General features: G+C 68.2%; 19 protein-coding genes. 6 read left to right on the top strand and 13 right to left on the bottom strand.

The genetic code is table 11. The features are described 5' to 3' along the window. Nucleotides 1-3: 3 nt before the first annotated feature. From ACSFA5_RS24750 to hpaR, 7 genes are read right to left on the bottom strand one after another with little or no spacing between them, the layout of a single operon-like run. The gene (locus ACSFA5_RS24750) at nucleotides 4-831 is read right to left on the bottom strand and encodes a DODA-type extradiol aromatic ring-opening family dioxygenase (RefSeq protein ID WP_435446696.1); all 828 of its coding nucleotides are present in this window, start codon (nucleotides 829-831) and stop codon (nucleotides 4-6) included. Then, entirely contained in the window at nucleotides 828-1,163 is a 336-nt protein-coding gene (locus ACSFA5_RS24755; RefSeq protein ID WP_435446697.1) for an aromatic ring-opening dioxygenase subunit LigA, read from the bottom strand. The genes ACSFA5_RS24750 and ACSFA5_RS24755 overlap by 4 nt, the downstream gene beginning before the upstream one ends. Before the next feature lie 3 nt (nucleotides 1,164-1,166). Further along, nucleotides 1,167-2,141, bottom strand: coding sequence for a tripartite tricarboxylate transporter substrate binding protein (locus ACSFA5_RS24760; protein ID WP_435446698.1), 975 nt, complete (start codon nucleotides 2,139-2,141; stop codon nucleotides 1,167-1,169). A gap of 32 nt (nucleotides 2,142-2,173) precedes the next feature. Further along, nucleotides 2,174-3,637, bottom strand: coding sequence for a 5-carboxymethyl-2-hydroxymuconate semialdehyde dehydrogenase (hpaE, locus tag ACSFA5_RS24765; RefSeq protein WP_435446699.1), 1,464 nt, complete (start codon nucleotides 3,635-3,637; stop codon nucleotides 2,174-2,176). Beyond that, on the bottom strand, nucleotides 3,634-4,416 hold the full coding sequence (locus ACSFA5_RS24770) for a fumarylacetoacetate hydrolase family protein (RefSeq protein WP_435446700.1): 783 nt from the start codon (nucleotides 4,414-4,416) through the stop codon (nucleotides 3,634-3,636). The genes hpaE and ACSFA5_RS24770 overlap by 4 nt, the downstream gene beginning before the upstream one ends. Continuing rightward, nucleotides 4,413-5,057: a fumarylacetoacetate hydrolase family protein gene (locus ACSFA5_RS24775; protein WP_435446701.1), complete on the bottom strand. Its 645-nt coding sequence runs from the start codon at nucleotides 5,055-5,057 to the stop codon at nucleotides 4,413-4,415. The genes ACSFA5_RS24770 and ACSFA5_RS24775 overlap by 4 nt, the downstream gene beginning before the upstream one ends. Further along, nucleotides 5,054-5,488: a homoprotocatechuate degradation operon regulator HpaR gene (hpaR, locus tag ACSFA5_RS24780; RefSeq protein WP_435446702.1), complete on the bottom strand. Its 435-nt coding sequence runs from the start codon at nucleotides 5,486-5,488 to the stop codon at nucleotides 5,054-5,056. The genes ACSFA5_RS24775 and hpaR overlap by 4 nt, the downstream gene beginning before the upstream one ends. Before the next feature lie 111 nt (nucleotides 5,489-5,599). On the opposite strand from hpaR, the gene radA reads away from it, so the two are divergent. Further along, a complete protein-coding gene (radA, locus tag ACSFA5_RS24785; protein WP_435446703.1) occupies nucleotides 5,600-6,988 on the top strand; it encodes a DNA repair protein RadA in 1,389 nt (462 codons plus the stop codon). Between the two features lie 57 nt (nucleotides 6,989-7,045). Here the strand turns inward: radA and ACSFA5_RS24790 are convergent, their stop codons facing one another. After that, entirely contained in the window at nucleotides 7,046-7,501 is a 456-nt protein-coding gene (locus ACSFA5_RS24790) for a hypothetical protein (protein WP_435446704.1), read from the bottom strand. A gap of 148 nt (nucleotides 7,502-7,649) precedes the next feature. Between ACSFA5_RS24790 and ACSFA5_RS24795 the strand changes: the two genes are divergently transcribed. Further along, nucleotides 7,650-8,084 (top strand): glycerate kinase, encoded by a 435-nt coding sequence (locus ACSFA5_RS24795; RefSeq protein WP_435446705.1) that lies wholly within the window; start codon nucleotides 7,650-7,652, stop codon nucleotides 8,082-8,084. Here the strand turns inward: ACSFA5_RS24795 and ACSFA5_RS24800 are convergent, their stop codons facing one another. Then, the gene (locus ACSFA5_RS24800; RefSeq protein ID WP_435438784.1) at nucleotides 8,085-9,029 is read right to left on the bottom strand and encodes a LysR family transcriptional regulator; all 945 of its coding nucleotides are present in this window, start codon (nucleotides 9,027-9,029) and stop codon (nucleotides 8,085-8,087) included. It lies immediately after the preceding gene. Between the two features lie 201 nt (nucleotides 9,030-9,230). Here ACSFA5_RS24800 and ACSFA5_RS24805 point away from each other — a divergent pair, with 201 nt between their 5' ends. Both ACSFA5_RS24805 and ACSFA5_RS24810 read left to right on the top strand, forming a co-directional pair. Continuing rightward, the gene (locus tag ACSFA5_RS24805; RefSeq protein WP_435446706.1) at nucleotides 9,231-10,559 is read left to right on the top strand and encodes an MFS transporter; all 1,329 of its coding nucleotides are present in this window, start codon (nucleotides 9,231-9,233) and stop codon (nucleotides 10,557-10,559) included. Between the two features lie 31 nt (nucleotides 10,560-10,590). After that, nucleotides 10,591-11,802, top strand: coding sequence for a M20 aminoacylase family protein (locus ACSFA5_RS24810; RefSeq protein ID WP_435446707.1), 1,212 nt, complete (start codon nucleotides 10,591-10,593; stop codon nucleotides 11,800-11,802). Between the two features lie 9 nt (nucleotides 11,803-11,811). On the opposite strand, the gene ACSFA5_RS24815 is transcribed toward ACSFA5_RS24810, so the two are convergent. Next, nucleotides 11,812-12,819: a recombination-associated protein RdgC gene (locus tag ACSFA5_RS24815; protein ID WP_435446708.1), complete on the bottom strand. Its 1,008-nt coding sequence runs from the start codon at nucleotides 12,817-12,819 to the stop codon at nucleotides 11,812-11,814. A 130-nt stretch (nucleotides 12,820-12,949) separates the two neighbouring features. Here ACSFA5_RS24815 and ACSFA5_RS24820 point away from each other — a divergent pair, with 130 nt between their 5' ends. After that, the gene (locus ACSFA5_RS24820) at nucleotides 12,950-13,900 is read left to right on the top strand and encodes a branched-chain amino acid transaminase (RefSeq protein ID WP_435446709.1); all 951 of its coding nucleotides are present in this window, start codon (nucleotides 12,950-12,952) and stop codon (nucleotides 13,898-13,900) included. Nucleotides 13,901-13,905: 5 nt separating this feature from the next. After that, nucleotides 13,906-14,115 (top strand): zinc-finger domain-containing protein, encoded by a 210-nt coding sequence (locus ACSFA5_RS24825; protein WP_435446710.1) that lies wholly within the window; start codon nucleotides 13,906-13,908, stop codon nucleotides 14,113-14,115. A gap of 78 nt (nucleotides 14,116-14,193) precedes the next feature. Here ACSFA5_RS24825 and ACSFA5_RS24830 read toward each other — a convergent pair whose 3' ends face one another. The 3 genes from ACSFA5_RS24830 to ACSFA5_RS24840 form a co-directional block, all read right to left on the bottom strand. Beyond that, nucleotides 14,194-15,252, bottom strand: coding sequence for a hypothetical protein (locus ACSFA5_RS24830; protein ID WP_435446711.1), 1,059 nt, complete (start codon nucleotides 15,250-15,252; stop codon nucleotides 14,194-14,196). After that, a complete protein-coding gene (locus ACSFA5_RS24835; RefSeq protein ID WP_435446712.1) occupies nucleotides 15,249-16,496 on the bottom strand; it encodes an O-antigen ligase family protein in 1,248 nt (415 codons plus the stop codon). The genes ACSFA5_RS24830 and ACSFA5_RS24835 overlap by 4 nt, the downstream gene beginning before the upstream one ends. A 67-nt stretch (nucleotides 16,497-16,563) precedes the next feature. Further along, the gene (locus tag ACSFA5_RS24840; RefSeq protein ID WP_435446713.1) at nucleotides 16,564-17,763 is read right to left on the bottom strand and encodes an ATP-binding protein; all 1,200 of its coding nucleotides are present in this window, start codon (nucleotides 17,761-17,763) and stop codon (nucleotides 16,564-16,566) included. Between the last annotated feature and the right edge of the window lie 8 nt (nucleotides 17,764-17,771).

A 17,771-nucleotide genomic window follows, 5' to 3' on the forward strand; every position in this document is an offset into this window, starting at 1 on the left:
GGTTCATTCGATGGCCATCGTCGCCGCGGTGCACGTCACCGCGAAGATCGGAATGGCCTTCATGTGAAAGATCTCGCCCTTGCCGCGCGCGGCCGCGGCTACGCTGAGGAAGGTGCGTATCTCGAAGCCGCCCTGGCCCGCCTCGCGGTAGGTGGCCTCGTCGTTGTAGTCGTCCTGCGAAAGCAGCGCCTCGCGGTCGTTGGCGCACCAGCGGCGCATGAACTCGGCGTCCCACGCGGCGTTGACCTTGCCCGAATCGGGCGTGGCCGGCCAGTGCGAGATGCCGCCCGTGCCCACCAGCGCGATGCGCTCGGGCGCCTTGTCGCAGGCACGCCGCAGCGCCTCGCCGAAGGCCCAGGCGCGGTGCAGCGGCGTGAGCGGCGGGCCCTGGCAGTTGATGTTGACGGGAATGACCTTGATATCGAACTTCGGCGTCAGAAAGTTCAGCGGAACCATGATGCCGTGGTCGAACTTCCATTCTTCCGCGTAGGCCACGTCCACCGTCTGCATCACCTCGCGGATCAGGCGCTGCGACAGCGCGGCGTCGCCGGGCACGGCGGTCTTCGCGATGCCGAGCCACTTCGGGTCCTCGATCGGGCCCTCGTAGCTGTCTGCCATGCCGATGGCGTAGGCCGGCATGTTGTTCATGAAGAAGTTCGCGAAGTGCTCCGCTGCGATCACGATCACCGCGTCGGGCTTCGTTGCGCGCATCGCTTCGCCGAAGCGGTGGAACTGCGCGTGGAACTCGTCCTTCACCGCCGGGTCGGCCAGATGGGCGCGTCCGGTGATCCCGGGGGCGTGGCTGCATACGCCTGCAAAAACCAGACTCATACGCCCGCCACTTTCTCGTTGGTTCCTGTTGTCATTGCGTAGATGCCCGCGCGCACAGGGCCGTATTTGCGCACGCCTTCGCGCATGGCTTCGAGGTAGTCGGCCCATGCGATGCCCAGCAGCGGCGCGAAGTGCATCAGCAACTGGCCGTTGCAGCCGAGCACGTAGAGCTTGCCGATGTCGCCGGTGTCGATGGCCTCGCGTTCTTCGTCGTCGAGGTCATAGGCTGCCAGAAGGGTTGCGCGCGTGTCGCCGCCTTCGGCATAGCGGCGCTGCACCTCCACCTCGCGGTTGAGCGCGAACAGGAACTTCTGCATCGCATAGAGGCTCACCGGTCAGCCCTCCACCTGGATGTTGGCTTTGCGAATGACGTCGCCGTACTTCGCAATCTCGCTCTGGATGAAGGCCGCGAAGCGCTCGGGCGTGCCCGACAGCGACGCGATGCCGCCCTTGTGGAAGGCCTCGGTCACCACGGGCCCCGCGAGCGCGCGGTTCACCTCGGCGTTCATGCGCTGCACGATGGCATCGGGCGTACCGGCGGGCGCCAGCAGGCCGTTCCATGAATTGGACTCAATGGGCACGCCCTGTTCGGCCAGTGTGGGTATGGACGGTGCGTACTGCGAGCGCTGCGCGGTCGCCATGCCCAGCGCAATGAGCTTGCCGTTCTGCACGTGGCTGCGGAACTCGGGCCAGTTGCCGAACATCATCGTGACCTGCCCACCCAGCAGGTCGGTGAGCGCCGGGCCCTGGCCCTTGTAGGGCACGTGCACGATGTCCAGGCCCATCTGCAGCTTGAGCATCTCGCCCGACAGGTGGGCCGAAGTGCCGTTGCCGAAGGAGGCGAAGCTCAGCGTGCCCGGCTTGGCCTTGGCCTGGTTGCGCAGGTCGGCCAGCGTCTTCAGGCCGCTGTTCGGGTGCGTGGCCAGCACATGCTCCGACATGCCCATGAGCGCGACGGGGCGCAGGTCTTTCTGTGTGTCGTAGGGCAGCTTGCGCAGCAGTGTCTGGTTGGCCGTGAAGCTGTTGGCCACGCACACGAAGGTGTAGCCGTCGGGGGCGGCCTTGGCGCCCGCGTCGACGCCGATCACCGTGCCGGCGCCTGGCTTGTTGTCGACGATCACCGGCTGGCCCAGCGCCTTGGAGAGTTCGACGCCGACCAGGCGTGCCACGAAGTCGGTGGTGCCGCCGGGCGTGAACGGGACGATCACGCGGATCGGCCTGGCGGGCCATGTGCCTTGTGCGCGTGCGAGCACCGGCACTGCAGTGAATGCGGCCGCGCCCTGCAGCAGCGTGCGGCGTTGCGTGTTCACGCCACGCCGCAGAGCGAAGTGTGGGGCGTGGCTCACGCCACACCCCAGTGCGGAATGTGGTGCGAGCCCATCGACACCGCGATGTTCTTGGGCTCGCAGAAGACTTCATAGCTCCACGTGCCGCCTTCGCGCCCCGTGCCCGAAGCCTTGGTGCCGCCGAAGGGCTGGCGCAGGTCGCGCACGTTCTGGCTGTTGACGAAGCACATGCCGGCCTCCACGGCGGCGGCCACGCGGTGCGCCTTGCCGATGTTCTCTGTCCACACGTAGCTGCTCAGGCCGTAGGGGATGTCGTTGGCCAGGCGGATGGCATCGGCCTCGTCCTTGAACGGAATCAGGCAGGCGACCGGTCCGAAGATCTCGTCCTGTGCGATCTTCATGCGGTTGTCGACGTCGGCGAACACGGTGGGCATCACGTAGTTGCCCTTCTTCACGCGGTCGGGCAGGTTGCTCGGGCCTTCGAGGCCGCCGCACAGCAGCGTCGCGCCTTCCTTCGGGCCCAGTTCGATGTAGCTGCGCACCTTGGCCAGGTGGGCCTGCGAAATCATCGGGCCGACGATGGTCTTCTCGTCGAGCGGGTCGCCCACCGTGATGCGCTTGGCGCGCTCCGCGAACTTGGCCGCGAAGTCCGCGTAGATCGACTGCTGCACCAGGATGCGCGAGCCCGCCGTGCAGCGCTCGCCGTTGTTGCTGAAGATCATGAACACGGCCGCGTCGAGCGCGCGGTCGAGGTCGGCGTCCTCGAAGATCACGAACGGGCTCTTGCCGCCCAGCTCCATGCTGAACTTCTTCAGGCCCGCGCTCTTCACGATGCGGTTGCCCGTGGCGGTGGAGCCGGTGAAAGAAATGGCGCGCACGTCGGGGTGGGCCACCAGCGGCTCGCCGGCTTCCTTGCCGTAGCCGTGCACGAGGTTCAGCACGCCGGGCGGAATGCCGGCTTCCAGCGCCAGTTCGCCCAGGCGCGCGGCCGTGAGCGGCGAGAGCTCGCTCATCTTCAGCACGGCGGTGTTGCCGAAGGCCAGGCAGGGCGCGACCTTCCAGGTGGCCGTCATGAAGGGCACGTTCCACGGGCTGATGAGCGCGCACACGCCCACCGGATGGAACAGCGTGTAGTTCAGGTGCGTGGGCGTGGGGTAGGTGTGACCATCCACCCGCGTGCACATTTCGGCGAAGTAGTAGAAGTTGTCGGCCGCGCGCGGAATCAGCTGCTTGCCGGTCTGCGCGATCACTTGGCCGCAGTCGTTGGTTTCGGTCTGCGCGATCTCGGGCACGTGCGCGGCGATCAGGTCGCCGAGCTTGCGAATCAGCTTGGCGCGTTCGGGCGCGGGCAGGCCGGCCCACTTGGGGAAGGCGGCCTTGGCGGCGGCCACGGCGGCGTTGACTTCGGCTTCGCCGCCCGAGGCGACCTCGGCCAGCACCTCCTGCGTGGCGGGGTTCACCGTTTCGAAGTAATCGGTGCCGGCAACGCTCTTGCCGTTGATCAGGTGATCGACTCTCATGCTTGTCCTTGAAGGGTCTCGATGGTGTTGATGAGTGCGCCGATGCGCTCGATGTCGGTGACGACCACGTCGCCCGGCTGGCAATCGACCACGCCGTCGGGCGTGCCCGTGAGAATCAGGTCGCCCGGCGACAGCGTCATGAAGCGGCTGAAATACTCGATGAGAAAGGGCGCGTCGAAGATCATGTCGCGCGTGTTGCCCTGCTGCGTGACGGTGCCGTTCACGGTGGTGCTGAGCGCGAGCGCCATGGGGTCGGGCACATCGGTCGCGTCGACGAACCACGGGCCCAGCGGCGTGCAGGTGTCGCGGTTCTTCACGCGCAGGTTGGGGCGGTACCAGTTCTCCAGGTAGTCGCGAATGGCGTAGTCGTTGGCCACGGTGTAGCCGCCGATGAAGTCGAAGGCGTCGTCGCGCTTCACGTTGCGGGCGGTCTTGCCGATGACGATGGCGAGCTCGCATTCGTAGTGCATGAACTTCACGCCGGCCGGTCGGTGCGTGCGCTGGCGGTGGCCGATGAGCGTGCTCTGGCCCTTGACGAACACCAGCGGTTCTTCGGGCGCCTTGAACTCGAGTTCCTTCGCATGGTCGGCGTAGTTCAGGCCGAGCGCGAGGATGGTGCGCGGGCGCGCCGTGGGCGCGAGCGGCGGCAGCCAGGTGAGCTGGTCCTGCGGCACGACGCGGCCGTCTTCGAGCCGCACCGCAGCGTCTTGCTTGCCGTTGAGTTCGTGGCTTGTGCCGGCGTGTTCGCGGCCTTCGTAGATGACGCGTGCGTGCTTCATGCGGCTTCCTTCACCAGCGTGTTGCTCAGGGTTTCGAACCCCGGCGCGGAAATGTCGATGCGGTCGCCGGCGCGGGCCAGCGGGCGGCCCAGGTCGCAGCCCAGCATCAGCACATCGCCGTGCGCAAGGGTCATGAACTCGCCGACGTCGGCCAGCAGTTGCCGCGCGGGCCGCACGAGCTGCGAGAAGTCGATGGCCTGTTTCAGCTCGCCGTTGATGCGCACCTCGACGTGGAAGGCCGCGGGGTCCGCGACGTCCTGCGCGTCGCGCAGCGCCGGGCCCACGCCCAGAAAGCCGTCGACGCACTTGAACTTCACTGGCGGGCGGAAGAAGCTCGCATGCGGAATCGACAGGTCGTTCAGCAGCACGAAGCCTTCGACGTCGCCCTCGGCGCCGACCACCATGCCGATGCTCGCGCCGATTTCCACCTCGGGCACGGCCGCAGGCACCGCGATGGCGCTGCCGTGCGGGGTCCAGGTGTTGGCCGTCTTCACGTAGAGCACGGGCGCCTGGGGCGGCGCCTTGTAGGGCGGCTGCGTCATCTGCGGCGCGAGCGCGTCCACTTCGGCGCGAAAGTTCAGCAGCGTGCCGTACACGGTGCCGCTCGGAAGGTAGTGCGCAGCATGCGTGCTGTGGCTCATGAAGGTTGCTCCAGTGCGATGAGTTCGTCGAGCAGCCCGTAGAGCTGCGTGAGCTTGGCCTTGCCCATCGACTGTTCCATCCAGTCGTAGTGCGCCTCGATGCTGCTGCCCAGGCGCTTGACCAGCTTCATGCCGTGCGGCGTGGCCTCGACCACGGTGCGGCGCTGGTCGGTGGCGTCGCGGGCCCGGGTGATGAGGTTGTCGCGCTCCATGCGCGCGAGCACGCCGGTGAGGCTGGGGCCGAGGATGAAGGCCTCGCGCGCCACGCGGCCGGTGTCGACCGCGCCGTGCTCGCCCAGCACGCGCAGCACGCGCCATTGCTGGTCGGACAGCGCGTGCTCGCGCAGGCTGGGCCGGGTGTGGGCCATCACGGCTTCGCGGGCCTGCAGCAGCAGGCGCGGCAAATTGCGGTGCGTGAATGTGGTGCTCAAGGGCGTGTATCTTTCCGCGTTTTCTCGAAATTACTTAACATGTTAAATGATTGGCCAGTTCTTTCCAAGGCACCGGGCATCAGGGTTTGTGCGGACACCTAAACTCGTCGCATGGCCAAGGACAAAACACTTTTCGTCTGCAGTGAATGCGGCGGCACCAGCCCCAAATGGCTCGGCAAATGCCCGAGTTGCGGCGCCTGGAACACCCTCGTCGAACAGGTGGCGGGCAGCACCGGGCCGGCCAACAACCGCTTCGGCACGCAGTTCTCGCCGCTGGCGGGTGTGTCCGAACTCGCCACCCTGTCTGAGATCGAGGCGACCGACATCGCGCGCACCCCCACCGGCATCGACGAACTCGACCGCGTGCTCGGCGGGGGCATCGTGTCGGGCGGTGTGACGCTGATCGGCGGCGACCCGGGCATCGGCAAGTCGACGCTGCTGCTGCAGGCGGTCGATGCGCTGCAGCGCGCGGGGCAGAACGCGCTGTATGTCACCGGCGAAGAAAGCGGCGCGCAGGTGGCGCTGCGCTCCAAGCGGCTGGGTCTCGATCACTCGCAGGTGCAGGTGCTGGCCGAGATCCAGCTCGAGAAGATCATCGCCACGCTCGACGCCACGCGCCCGGCCATCGCGGTGATCGACTCGATCCAGACGGTGTATTCCGACCAGCTCACCTCGGCCCCGGGTTCGGTGGCGCAGGTGCGCGAATGCGCGGCGCACCTCACGCGCTTCGCCAAGACCAGCGGCACGGCCGTGGTGCTGGTGGGCCACGTGACGAAGGAGGGCGCGCTGGCCGGCCCGCGCGTGCTCGAGCACATGGTCGACACGGTGCTGTACTTCGAAGGCGAAACGCATTCGACCTTCCGCCTCGTGCGCGCCATCAAGAACCGCTTCGGCGCGGTCAACGAGATCGGCGTGTTCGCCATGACCGAGCGCGGCCTGAAGGGCGTGACCAACCCGAGCGCCATCTTCCTGAGCCAGCATGCCGAGCCGGTGCCCGGCAGCGTGGTGCTGGTCACGCTCGAAGGCACGCGGCCGATGCTGGTGGAGATCCAGGCGCTGGTCGACAACGGGGGCCCGAGTCCGCGTCGCCTGTCGGTGGGCCTGGACCGTGACCGCCTGGCGATGCTGCTGGCCGTGCTGCACCGCCATGCGGGCGTGGCCTGCATGGACCAGGACGTGTTCGTCAACGCGGTGGGCGGCGTGCGCATCAGCGAACCGGCGGCCGACCTGGCCGTGATGCTGGCCATTACCTCGAGCCTGCGCGGCAAGCCGCTGCCCAAGGGCTTCATCGCGTTCGGTGAGGTGGGCCTGGCCGGCGAGGTGCGCCCTGCGCCGCGCGGGCAGGAGCGCCTGCGCGAGGCCGCCAAGCTGGGCTTCAGCGTGGCGGTGGTCCCCAAGGCCAACGCGCCCAAGAAGGGCGCGAAAGAGATCGAAGGCCTGACGATCCATGCCGTCGAGCGCATCGAAGAGGCGATGGACGTGGTCCGCCGCCTCGATTGAATCGTTACGGGGGAAAAAACGGCCCGGCGCGCCTGTGACGCGCCGGGCCTACCCTCCCTACCCCCCGATGTGCATCGTGAACGCCGGTCCGCCGTTGAGCAGGCATTGGCCGCTGCCCAACGTGGCCGAGTTCATCGTGTACTGGCAACTCAGGTTGCCGCCGCGGCTGCCGGTGGCATTCGCCACGCCGGTGCCCCGCGAGCCTGCGACCCGGGTTGCCTCTCCCTGAAACTGTTCGCCGCCGATCTGTGCGTTGAAGTGGCCGCGGCCGTTCATGTCGTTGGTCACCGTGCCGGCGACGGCGCCGTAGCGCGCGGCCTCGGCGTTCGATGGGTACAGCCGCGCGTTGAAGGTCTGTGCGATCGGGCCCGGAGCGACGGCATAGGCCTGCGAGGGCGGCACCGCGGGAGCGGGTTGTCCGAGCGGCACCACGTAGCAGCCGCTGAGTGCGGTGCCCGCGAGCGCGGCGACGAGGGTGAGGCGAACGATGGTGACGGAACGCGGAATGGTCATACGCTTTTCAGTGGCCCGGGCTGATGCCCGTGAAGCGAAATGTGCCCGCTGGCGCTCCCCGGCCCTTCGCTTTTCGGTCCGAGTACCGCCCTGCGCGCCCGGGGGTAGTGGTGGCCGCTACTTCGGGTGCTTGTCTCGGGCGGCGACAATGCGCGCCATGAATTTCAAGAAATTTCTGGTGCCCGTGGGCGCCATCCTTCTCCTGGGGCTGGCCTGGCGCAGCGGCGGATGGGGCGGCGTGGCCCTGGCGGCCGGCGCGATTCTGATGTTCCTGCTGCTGCACTTCAACCGCGCGATGCAGGTGCTCAAGCGGGCCGCAGAGCGGCCGGTGGGCTACGTGGGCAGCGCCGTGATGCTCAATGCCAAGCTCAAGCCCGGCGTGTCTCTGATGCACGTGGTCGCGATGACGCGCGCGCTGGGCGAGCTGCGTTCGCCCAAGGACCAGCAGCCCGAGCTGTACCGCTGGACCGACGGCGGCAACTCGTACGTCGACGCCGTGTTCAACGGCGGCAAGCTGCAGAGCTGGACCATGACGCGGCCCGAAACCGCGCCCGAAGACGAGACACAAACCCCCACGGCCTGATCAGCCCGCGCCCGCCTTGCGTCCGGGCTGCCGCCAGGGCGGGTTCGCCTTGGCGTGGTGCCGCGCCTCTTTCGCGAATTCGGCGCATGCGTGCGTCATCAGGTCGGCCGAGCGGTAGACCAGGAACACGTCGAAGTCCGGTAACGCGTCGGTGATCGGCAGTTTCTCCAGCAGGCCGGGCTGCAGCCGCAGCGGCCCCGCGCCGTGGAACACGAAGTCCGACCACATGCTGATCATGTCGGTCTGCGTGGCCAGCTGAAGACCCAGCAAGTTCGACGCGCTCTGCACCATGCGCCGCGGCATCTCGAGCCCGTGCATCTGCATGGTGCTGACCAACGGGCTGCCCGCGTCGTCGATCGGGTCGAGCACCAGCCAGTCGGCGTCCAGCAGCGGCTGCAGCTTGCGCACCCGCCGCAGCGGATGGCCCGCGCGCACCGACAGGTGCATGGCCACCGAGAACAGCGGCTCCCATTGAAAGGCGTTGGTGCCCGGCCCGTTGCAGGTGGAGATCAGGCCCAGGTCCAGCCGCCCTTCGCGCAGACCTTCGAAGATCTGCTGCGGCCGCAGTTCGAAGCCGCGCATCGCCACGTTGGGAAAACGCTGGCGGAACGACGCCATCGCATCGGGCAGCGGGCCGCTCGAGGCCACCGCGGTGAAGCCGATGTTGAGCTGGGCCTCGTCGTGCCCGCGGATCGCCTCGATGTCTTCCAGCGCATGCCGCAGTTCCTGCTCGACCAGGCTCGCGCGCTTGACCAGCGCCACGCCGTAGGCCGTGAGGCTCACGCCGCGCGTGGAGCGCGACATCAGCGTCACGCCGAGCTCGCGCTCCAGCTCCGAGATGGTCTTGGACAGCGCGGGCTGCGTGGTGTGCAGGCTGCGCGAGGCTTCGTGGATGCTGCCGTGCTGGGCCACGGCCAGCAAAACGCGCAACTGTTGCAGCTTCATCGTGGTGCCGTTTTCTCGAAAAAGGGGCGCAAAAATGCCGCCTCGGTGGTTCTCCCGATGGCGCCGCGGGCCTCTTTCTGTCGGGGATTCCGTTTGGTTATCGGCATGAAAATTTGTGATTCTTCGCTGCTGTGCTTTGCCTGAATACTCCGCCGCAAAGGGCCCTGCCGGTCCCCCGCAACCTGTTCGTGGAGACATTAGATGAGCGAAGCCACCTTGCCTGCAACCCCGATCCGGGGCTCTTCTTCCAGCGCCTCCAGCGCCGCCGATGCCGCCAGGCCGAAGGCGCCGCAGAGCCAGTTCCGCCTGATCGCGGCCTGCTCGCTCGGCAACGCGCTGGAGATGTACGACTTCACCGTCTACAGCTTCTTCGCGCTGCTGATCGGCAAGCTGTTCTTCCCCTCCGACAGCGCCTACGGCTCGCTGCTGCTGGCCGTGGCCACCTTCGGCATCGGCTTCGTGATGCGCCCGCTGGGCGGCGTGATCATCGGCAACTACGCCGACCGCAAGGGCCGCAAGGCCGCCATGACGCTGACCATCGGACTCATGGTGCTGGGCACGCTGTGCATCGCCTTCGCGCCCAGCTACGCCTCGGCCGGCGTCTTCGGCTCGCTGATGATCGTGGCCGGCCGACTGCTGCAGGGCTTTTCGCTCGGCGGCGAAGTGGGCGCAGCCACCTCGATGCTGATGGAAGCCGGCGGCGTGAAGGGCCGGGGCTTTCGCGTGAGCTGGCAGCTGGCGAGCCAGGGCGTGTCGGCGCTGCTGGGCGCGCTCACGGGCGCCGCGCTGTATGCCGCGCTGCCGCAGGCCTCGCTCGAGAGCTGGGGCTGGCGCCTGCCGTTCCTGCTCGGCCTCCTGATCGCACCGGTGGGCCTCTACATCCGCGCCAACCTCGACGAGACGCACGTCGCCGAGCGCCACGAATCCAGCCCGGTCGGTCGCCTGCTGCGCGCGCACGGCGGCACGGTGCTCAAGGGCATTCTTGCCACCACGGCGGGCACCGCGACGATGTACCTGGTGGTGTTCTTCATGCCCACCTACATGATCCGCGTGCTGCACATGCCGCCCTCGCTGTCGCTGCTGTCGGGCTGCGTCACGGGCATCACGCTGTTCGTGGTGTCGCTGGTGGCGGGGCGCCTGGCCGACCGGCTGCCCCACCGCCGCCCGCTGGTGATCGGCTCGCTGCTGTTCAGCGTGGTCGCGGTGGTGCCTGTGTTCTGGCTCATCAGCCACTACCCGAGCGTGCCGCTGGTGCTCGCGCTGTCGGCGCTGCTGACGGCCAGCGTGAACATCGGCACCACGCCCATGTTTTTGATGCTGCTGGAGATGCTGCCGGCCGGCGTGCGCGCCAGCGGCATCTCGGTGATCTACAGCGTGGGCGTGACCGTCTTCGGCGGCTCCTCGCAGTTCATCGTGACCTGGCTGCTCGCCAAGACGGGCAACCCGCTGTCGCCGGCTTTCTACATGGTGGTTTGCGGCGCGTTGAGCCTTGCCGCGCTGCTGAGCCTGCGCGAGCGCAAGGCGGCCTGACATTCCACTCCTTTGCAAACGGACCTGATCCATGACCCGCGAACTCAGCCCCCAGACCACCCAGCTCCTGTCCCGCCTGCTGCCCCCGGCCGACGTCGACACGCAGGCCTTCGTCGACATCCGCCGGCAGATCCACGCCAACCCCGAACTCGGCTTCGAGCTGAGCGCCACCGGCGAGCTGGTCGCCAACCTGCTGCGCAGCTGGGGCTACGACGTACACACGGGCATCGGCAAGACGGGCATCGTCGCGCAGCTGAAGGTGGGCCACGGCACGCGCCGCCTGGGCATCCGCGCCGACATGGACGCGCTGCCCATCGTCGAGGCCACCGGCCTGCCGTACGCGAGCCGCAACCCCGGGCGCATGCACGCCTGCGGGCACGACGGCCACACAGCCATCCTGCTGGCGGCGGCCCATGCGCTGGCGAAGGCGCGCAACTTCGACGGCACGCTGAACCTGATCTTCCAGCCCGACGAAGAGAACCTTTGCGGCGCGCGCGCGATGATCGCCGACGGCCTGTTCGAGCGCTTTCCCTGCGATGCGGTGTACGCGCTGCACAACGCGCCCGGCGTGCCGGTGGGCACCATGCTGGCCGTGGCCGGCCCGGTGACGCTGTCGTCCGACGTGGCCGACGTCACGGTCAAGGGCGTGGGCGGGCACGGCGCCATGCCGCACCGGGCCCGCGATCCGGTCGCGGCGGCCGCCGCCATCGTGACGGCGCTGCAGACCGTGGTGGCGCGCAACGTGGCGCCCGACGACACGGCGGTGGTGTCCGTCGGTTTCATTCGCGGCGGCGCCACGCACAACGTGATTCCGCAATCGGTCACGCTGGGACTGAACGTGCGCGCGGCGCGGCCCGAGACGCGCGCGCTGGTCGAGCAGCGCATCCGCGAGATCGTGAGCTTCACCGCGCAGGCGCACGGCGTGGAGGCCGAGATCGACTACCGCCAGCTGGTGCCGCCGGTGGTCAACACCGCGGCCGAGACGCAGCTGGCCGCGCAGGTCTGCGCCGAGCTGGTGGGCGAGGAGAACGTGGTCACGCAGGTGCCCAAGGGCTTCGCGGGCAGCGAGGACTTCGCCTGGATGCTCGCCGCGCTGCCGGGCTGCTACCTGTTGCTCGGCAACGGGGAGGGCGAGTTCGGGGGCTGCATGGTGCACAACCCCGGCTACGACTTCAACGACCGGGTGCTGCCGCTGGGCGCGGCGTGCTGGGTCCGCCTGGCCCAGACTTATCTGGTCGCCTGAGCGCCGCTTTCAGAACGGCGCGTCTTCTTCTTCCTCGGCGGCATCGGCCGGGGTCGTGGTGGTGGGGGCGGGTGCTGCAGCCGAAGGCTTGGGCGCCTCGTCTGCTGGCGCCGCCGAGAACGCCGCTTCGCCGCCCAGTGCGTCGAGCAGCGCCGGCACCAGCTGGCCCAGTTCGCCCGTGGCAATGGCCACGTCGGCGTCGAAGTTGTCTTCCTTCTTGCCGCCCGAAGCGCCGTCGCCCGTGCCTTCGAGGAAGGTGATCTTGCGGATCAGCATGCCGTGCGTGAGCTCGAAGGACACGCGGTCGTCCCAGGTGAGCGCCAGGCGCGTGGGGCGCTTGCCGTCGGTGATGTGCTTTTGCACTTCCTCGATGTCCAGCGGGTGCTTGGCGTAGCGCACCACGGCCTTCGACTCGTCGGAGGCCTTGAGCTCGCATTCGCGGTCGATGGTGAAGCCGGCCGGCGGCTCCTGCGTCAGCAGCCAGTTGGCCATCGCGGCGGCGGGCTCGATCTGCGTGTTCACCAGGGCCACCGCAAAACCGTCGAGCGACTTCACCAGGCTGGTGACCACCTCGTCGGCGCGCGAGGCGTTGCCGCTGTTGATCACCAGGCGGTTCTCGGCCTTGTCGATCCACACCGTCACGCGCGCGCTGCGCGTGAAGGCCATGGGCAGCAGCTCCAGCGTGATGTCTTCCTTGAGGTCCTTCTTTTCCTTCTTGCCGGGCTTGCGGCCGGTGGTGGCCTCGATGCTCGCGCAGCGCTCGTCGAGCTTGCGGCGCACCACGGAGCCGGGCACGGCCTTGCTCTCGATCATGTACTCGACCAGCCACTGGCCGTCGATGGATTCGACCAGCGGGCCGCCTGCCTCGCCGCGGGGCTCGACCCAGCCGGCGGACTTTTCCTGCGAGGGGCCGCACGGCACGAAGCGATGCTTGCCGAGCCCTTCTTCCGCCTCTGCCAGTGTCTGGGACCAGGCAGGTTCGATGCGATAGACGATGACGTTCTTGAATACGGACACGGAAACCCTTTTTCCACTGGTTTGCACAACCGGTCATTGTCGGGCACCCCGTTGCGGCCTCGGCCGTAAAATCGAAAGCTTTTGCGACTGCCCCGGTCGCACCCCACACCGCTCCCAAAGGAATCAGGAAATGAGCTCGATCCCCCCCTCGCTGGACGACCGTGACGGCAAGATCTGGATGGACGGCGAACTCGTGGACTGGCGCGACGCCAAGATCCACGTGCTGAGCCACACGCTGCACTACGGTTGCGGCGCCTTCGAGGGCGTGCGCGCCTACAAGACCCCCGAGGGCACCGCGATCTTCCGCCTGGCCGAGCACACCGAGCGCCTGTTCAACAGCGCAAAAATCCTGCGCATGAAGATCCCCTTCACGCAGGAAGAGCTCAGCGAGGCCCAGAAACAGGTGGTGCGCGAGAACAAGCTCGAAAGCTGCTACCTGCGCCCGCTGATCTGGATCGGCTCCGAAAAGCTCGGCGTGAGCCCCCGCGGCAACAAGATCCACGCCATGGTCGCGGCCTGGTCGTGGGGTGCGTACCTCGGCGAAGAAGGCCTGCGCCGCGGCATCCGCGTGAAGACATCGAGCTACACCCGCCACCACGTCAACATCACGATGACGCAGGCCAAGGCGGTGAGCAACTACACCAACTCGATCCTGGCCAACATGGAAGCGCTGGACGACGGCTACGACGAGGCGCTGCTGCTCGACGCGAGCGGCTTCGTGTCCGAAGGCGCCGGCGAGAACGTCTTCGTGGTCAAGGGCGGCGTGGTCTACACGCCCGACCTGTCGGCCGGCGCGCTCAACGGCATCACGCGCAACACCATCCTGCACATCTGCAAGGACCTGGGAATCGAGCTGGTGCAAAAGCGCATCACGCGCGACGAGGTCTACATTGCCGACGAGGCCTTCTTCACCGGCACCGCCGCCGAAGTGACGCCCATCCGCGAACTCGACCGCATCGAGATCGGCAACCGCGGCGACGGCGGCTCGCGCGGCCCCGTCACCGAAAAAATCCAGTCTGCCTTCTTCGACATCGTGAACGGCAAGAACCCCAAGTACGCCCACTGGCTCACGAAAGTCTGAACCCCATGTCCACCAATGCAGTCGTCGAACTCCTGGCCAAGGAGCTCAATCATCAAGGCGGCGTGTTCTGCCCGAGTCCCAAGGCCGACATGCAGCTCTGGAACAACCACCCGAAGGTCTACCTCGACGTGGCGCGCACCGGCGAAGCCAAGTGCCCGTACTGCGGCACGGTGTACCGGCTGAAGGCCGGCGAGACGGTGTCTTCGCGGCACTGACGGCGCTGGGCGCCGGTCTGCCGCTTCGCCGCGGCCGGCCTGGCGCCCATGGCGCCTCTGCCGCTTCTGGCGCCTGAATCAGGGCGCCAGCACCAGCGGCAGCGTCTTCTGCCCGCTGATCCACTCGCCGCGCATCCCTGCCCCCTCGGGCACCAGGCGCAGGCGCGTGTCCTTGGATTCTTCCAGCGCCAGCACCCCGTCGCGGTACTTGCCGAACACCGAAATCGGTTTGCGATAGCGGTCGTAGAAATAGGTGCCGCCGACCGAGCCGTCGCTGGCCAGCGGCTGAAGCCGCAAGGTGACCGGCAGGCGTGCATCGATGCTGCCGCGCAGCACCTGGTCGAACGCCGATGCCGGCGCGCTCGCCGTGCCTTCCCCCAGCAGCAACGCGCGGCCGTAGGCCGTGAGCCACGGCGCCATCTGTGCCGGCGTGAAGCGGCTGCTGAAGTCGCCGAGGTCGTCGAGCGCGCGCATCGCATGGTTGCTGCAGCGGCCCTGTGTGAACAGCACGCCCTTCGCATCGACCTCCATGCTGCGCAGCCGATCGATCTGCAGCCAGGACGGGTCCTGGCGCGACTGCAGGCATTCGGTGTAGAGCGCCGTCTTGTCTTCGCGGTCCTCCTCCTTGGCGCGCGCCTTGCCGCCCAGCGCGGTAATTTCCTTGCGCAGCCTGGCGACGTTGTCGGCCTGCACCTTGCGCGCGATGTCCGCCAGGCCGCCGGCCGTGAACAGGTCGGCCGGCGCGAGATGGCGTCCGCTTGCCGCGTCGAACGCATGGCCGACGGAGAAGCTTTCGCAATACGCGCCGCAGCTTTCACCTTCGATGCGCAGCGACAGCAGGCGGGCGTCGTTGCGCAGAACTGTGTAGCCGAGGTTCGGCAGGCTCTTCCACTGCTGCGCATCCACGCCGCGCAGGCCGTCCGCGGCACGTGCCGGCGCCATCGCCTCGAAGGTCTCGATGAAAAGAAACTGGTTGATGCGATCGGCCGCCTTGGCATCGTCGGCGCGCACCCACGGAAAGCGCTGCGCTTCCTGGCCTGTGCCGTGGACCAGGCCCTGCACCACGGCCGGTGCCGCGTGCGCGCTGAACGTACAGGCCACCAGCAGGGCGGCGAGGATGTGACGCATGTTGTTCATGAAACCTTGTTCGTCTGGAGCCGCCGTCGCGACGGCCACAGGCCGCGCCACGGATCCGGGTCGTTCTTCTCCTGCGCGAGCCGCAGGTAGATCATTGCGATCCACAGCAGCGCCAGCCCGATCTGCGCGTCGCGCAGCGCCGAGTTCACGCTCGACGCGATCAGCGCGATCAGCGTGGCGGCCAGCGCGTAGCGGCCCGCGATGTCGGGCCGTTTCCATGCCTGCCAGACGGCGCCGACCATGATGACCAGCAAGCTCAGCAAGGCCGGCAGCCCGCCCTGCGAGCCGACCCACAGGAAGTCGTTGTGCGGCATGTTGGAGTCGGCGAACAGCGCCGGGCCGCGCTTGTGCCACTGCTCGGTCCAACCGCCGATGCCCCAGCCGGTGAGCGGCCGGTCGGCGATCATGTGGCCGGTGTCGCGGTACATGTAGTAGCGAATGACCCAGCTGCCCTTGAACACGGCGCCGGCCTGCGCCTCTTCGAGTTCCTGCACGCCGGTCTCGACCTTGTGCTGCAACTGCGGCAACTGATAAAGCCCCGCACCCAGCACCACGGTGCCCAGCACCAGCGCGCCCACCAGCATCTTCAGGTGATTGCGCCACTGGTGGATGCACACTGCCGGAATCACCAGCAGCAGCGCGAGCACCGAGGTGCGCGAGGTGAGCGGCAGCGCCACCACCAGGCCCAGTCCGAGCATCAGCACGAAGGCCGGCACGGCCCGCAGCGGCCGGTGCGCGGCGATCTGCGCAATGCCCCACACGGCGGCCGTGGACGCCACCACGCTGAACAGCAGCGCGTTGCTGATCGACTTGTTGCCCACCTCCATCACCACCGCGCGCAGCGGCGACCAGAGCGGAAAGCCGATGGCGTAATAGGCCACGATCAGCAGCACACCCAGCGCCGCCGCCAGCAGGAAGCCGCGCAGCGCCCAGACCGCCTCCTCGCGCGTGAGCGCCATCGCCATCAGTATCGTGAGGCCGATGCGCACGCCATGGAACAGGTTGGAGGGGGTCTCGGGGTAGTGCGGCCGCACGGCCAGCACGACGAGGGTCCAGGCCAGGTAGGCCATCAGCGGCCACCACAAGGGGTTGGCGCGCAGCCGCGCGAGGCGCTTGCGCCCGTCGCCGGCCGCGAGCAAGGTGAGCATCAGCAGGATGGCTGCCAGGTAGGTGACGCCGACCGGCATGAACACCACCAGCCCCCAGAACATGGCCGCGGGCCGAACGATGTGCGATCTCTGCATAAGGGCGGGATTCTAGGTGCGCCCCCGTGGCCTCAACCTGACCAGCCCCGCATCGGCGGTGCTGCCCTCAGTGCCCGCGCGCGGTGGCCGGCAGGCGAATGACGAAGCTCGCGCCGCCGCCCGGGCGGTCTTCGCAACGCACCGTGCCGCCGTGCCGCTCGGCAATCGACTTCACCAGCGCCAGCCCCAGGCCCACGCCGCCGTTGCGCTCGCTGGCGCCGGGCAGCCGGTAGAAGGGCTCGAAGATGCGGTCGCGCAGGGCGGGCGGCACGCCGGGGCCGCGGTCGTTCACGCGCACCGTGGCGTAGCCGTTGGCGCTGCCCAGCTCGACCGCGATTTCGCCCGCGCCGTAGCGGCGGGCGTTCTCCAGCAGGTTGCGAATGGCCCGGCGCAGCAGGCGCGACACGCCCGGCACCGTGAGGTTGGCGTTGTCGGTGCCTTCGGCCAGGTCGAGCTCGGCGTTCACCTGCGAGCATTCCTCGGCCGCCAGGCCGGTCAGGTCGACCGCCTCGATGGTGCCCATGTCGGCCTCGCTGGCGTCCAGCCGGCTGGCCAGCAGGATCTCGTCGATGAGCTGGTCGAGCTCGCCGATGTTGCGCGAAATTTCTTCGCGTGCCGCCTGGCTCGGGCGCTCGCCCATCAGCTCCAGGCCCATGCGGATGCGCGTGAGCGGCGAGCGCAGCTCGTGCGAGGCGTTGGCCAGCAGCGACTTGTGCGAGCGCACCAGCTTCTCGATGCGTTCGGCCGACGCGTTGAATCGTTTGGAGAGATCGGTCACTTCGTCCTGCCCTTCTTCGGCGACGCGCACCGACAGATCGCCTTCGCCCCAGCGCTGCACGCCGCGCTGCAGCGATTCCAGCCGCTGCGTGATGCGCCGCACGATCGGGTAGACGCCCAGCGCCACCGCCACGCCCACCAGCGCGATCATCCAGCCCAGCCCGAACGGTGTGCGCCACGGCGCGAAGCCGCCCGAGCCCGTGGGCCGCTCGCGCGGTGCCACGCGCAGCGTGATGGCCTTGCCGTCGCTGAGCGTCACGTCGAACTCCAGGCCCTGGCCCGGCACGCGCAGCGCGGTGCCCGCACCGATTTTCTTGTCCTGTGCGTCGAGCACGACCACCTCGCGCGGCACCGGCGCCAGGCGCTCGCGCTCGGCTTCCGCCGCTTCGCGCACGATCCAGTTGGCCATCAGCGTGAGGATGACGACGCCGCCCACCACCGCGAGCCAGATGCGCACGTACAGGTGGCGTGAATAGAAGCTGCGCAGCATCGGCAGCC

This window comes from Variovorax monticola (assembly GCF_051216855.1).
In the GTDB taxonomy this organism is placed as follows: Bacteria; Pseudomonadota; Gammaproteobacteria; order Burkholderiales; family Burkholderiaceae_C; genus Variovorax.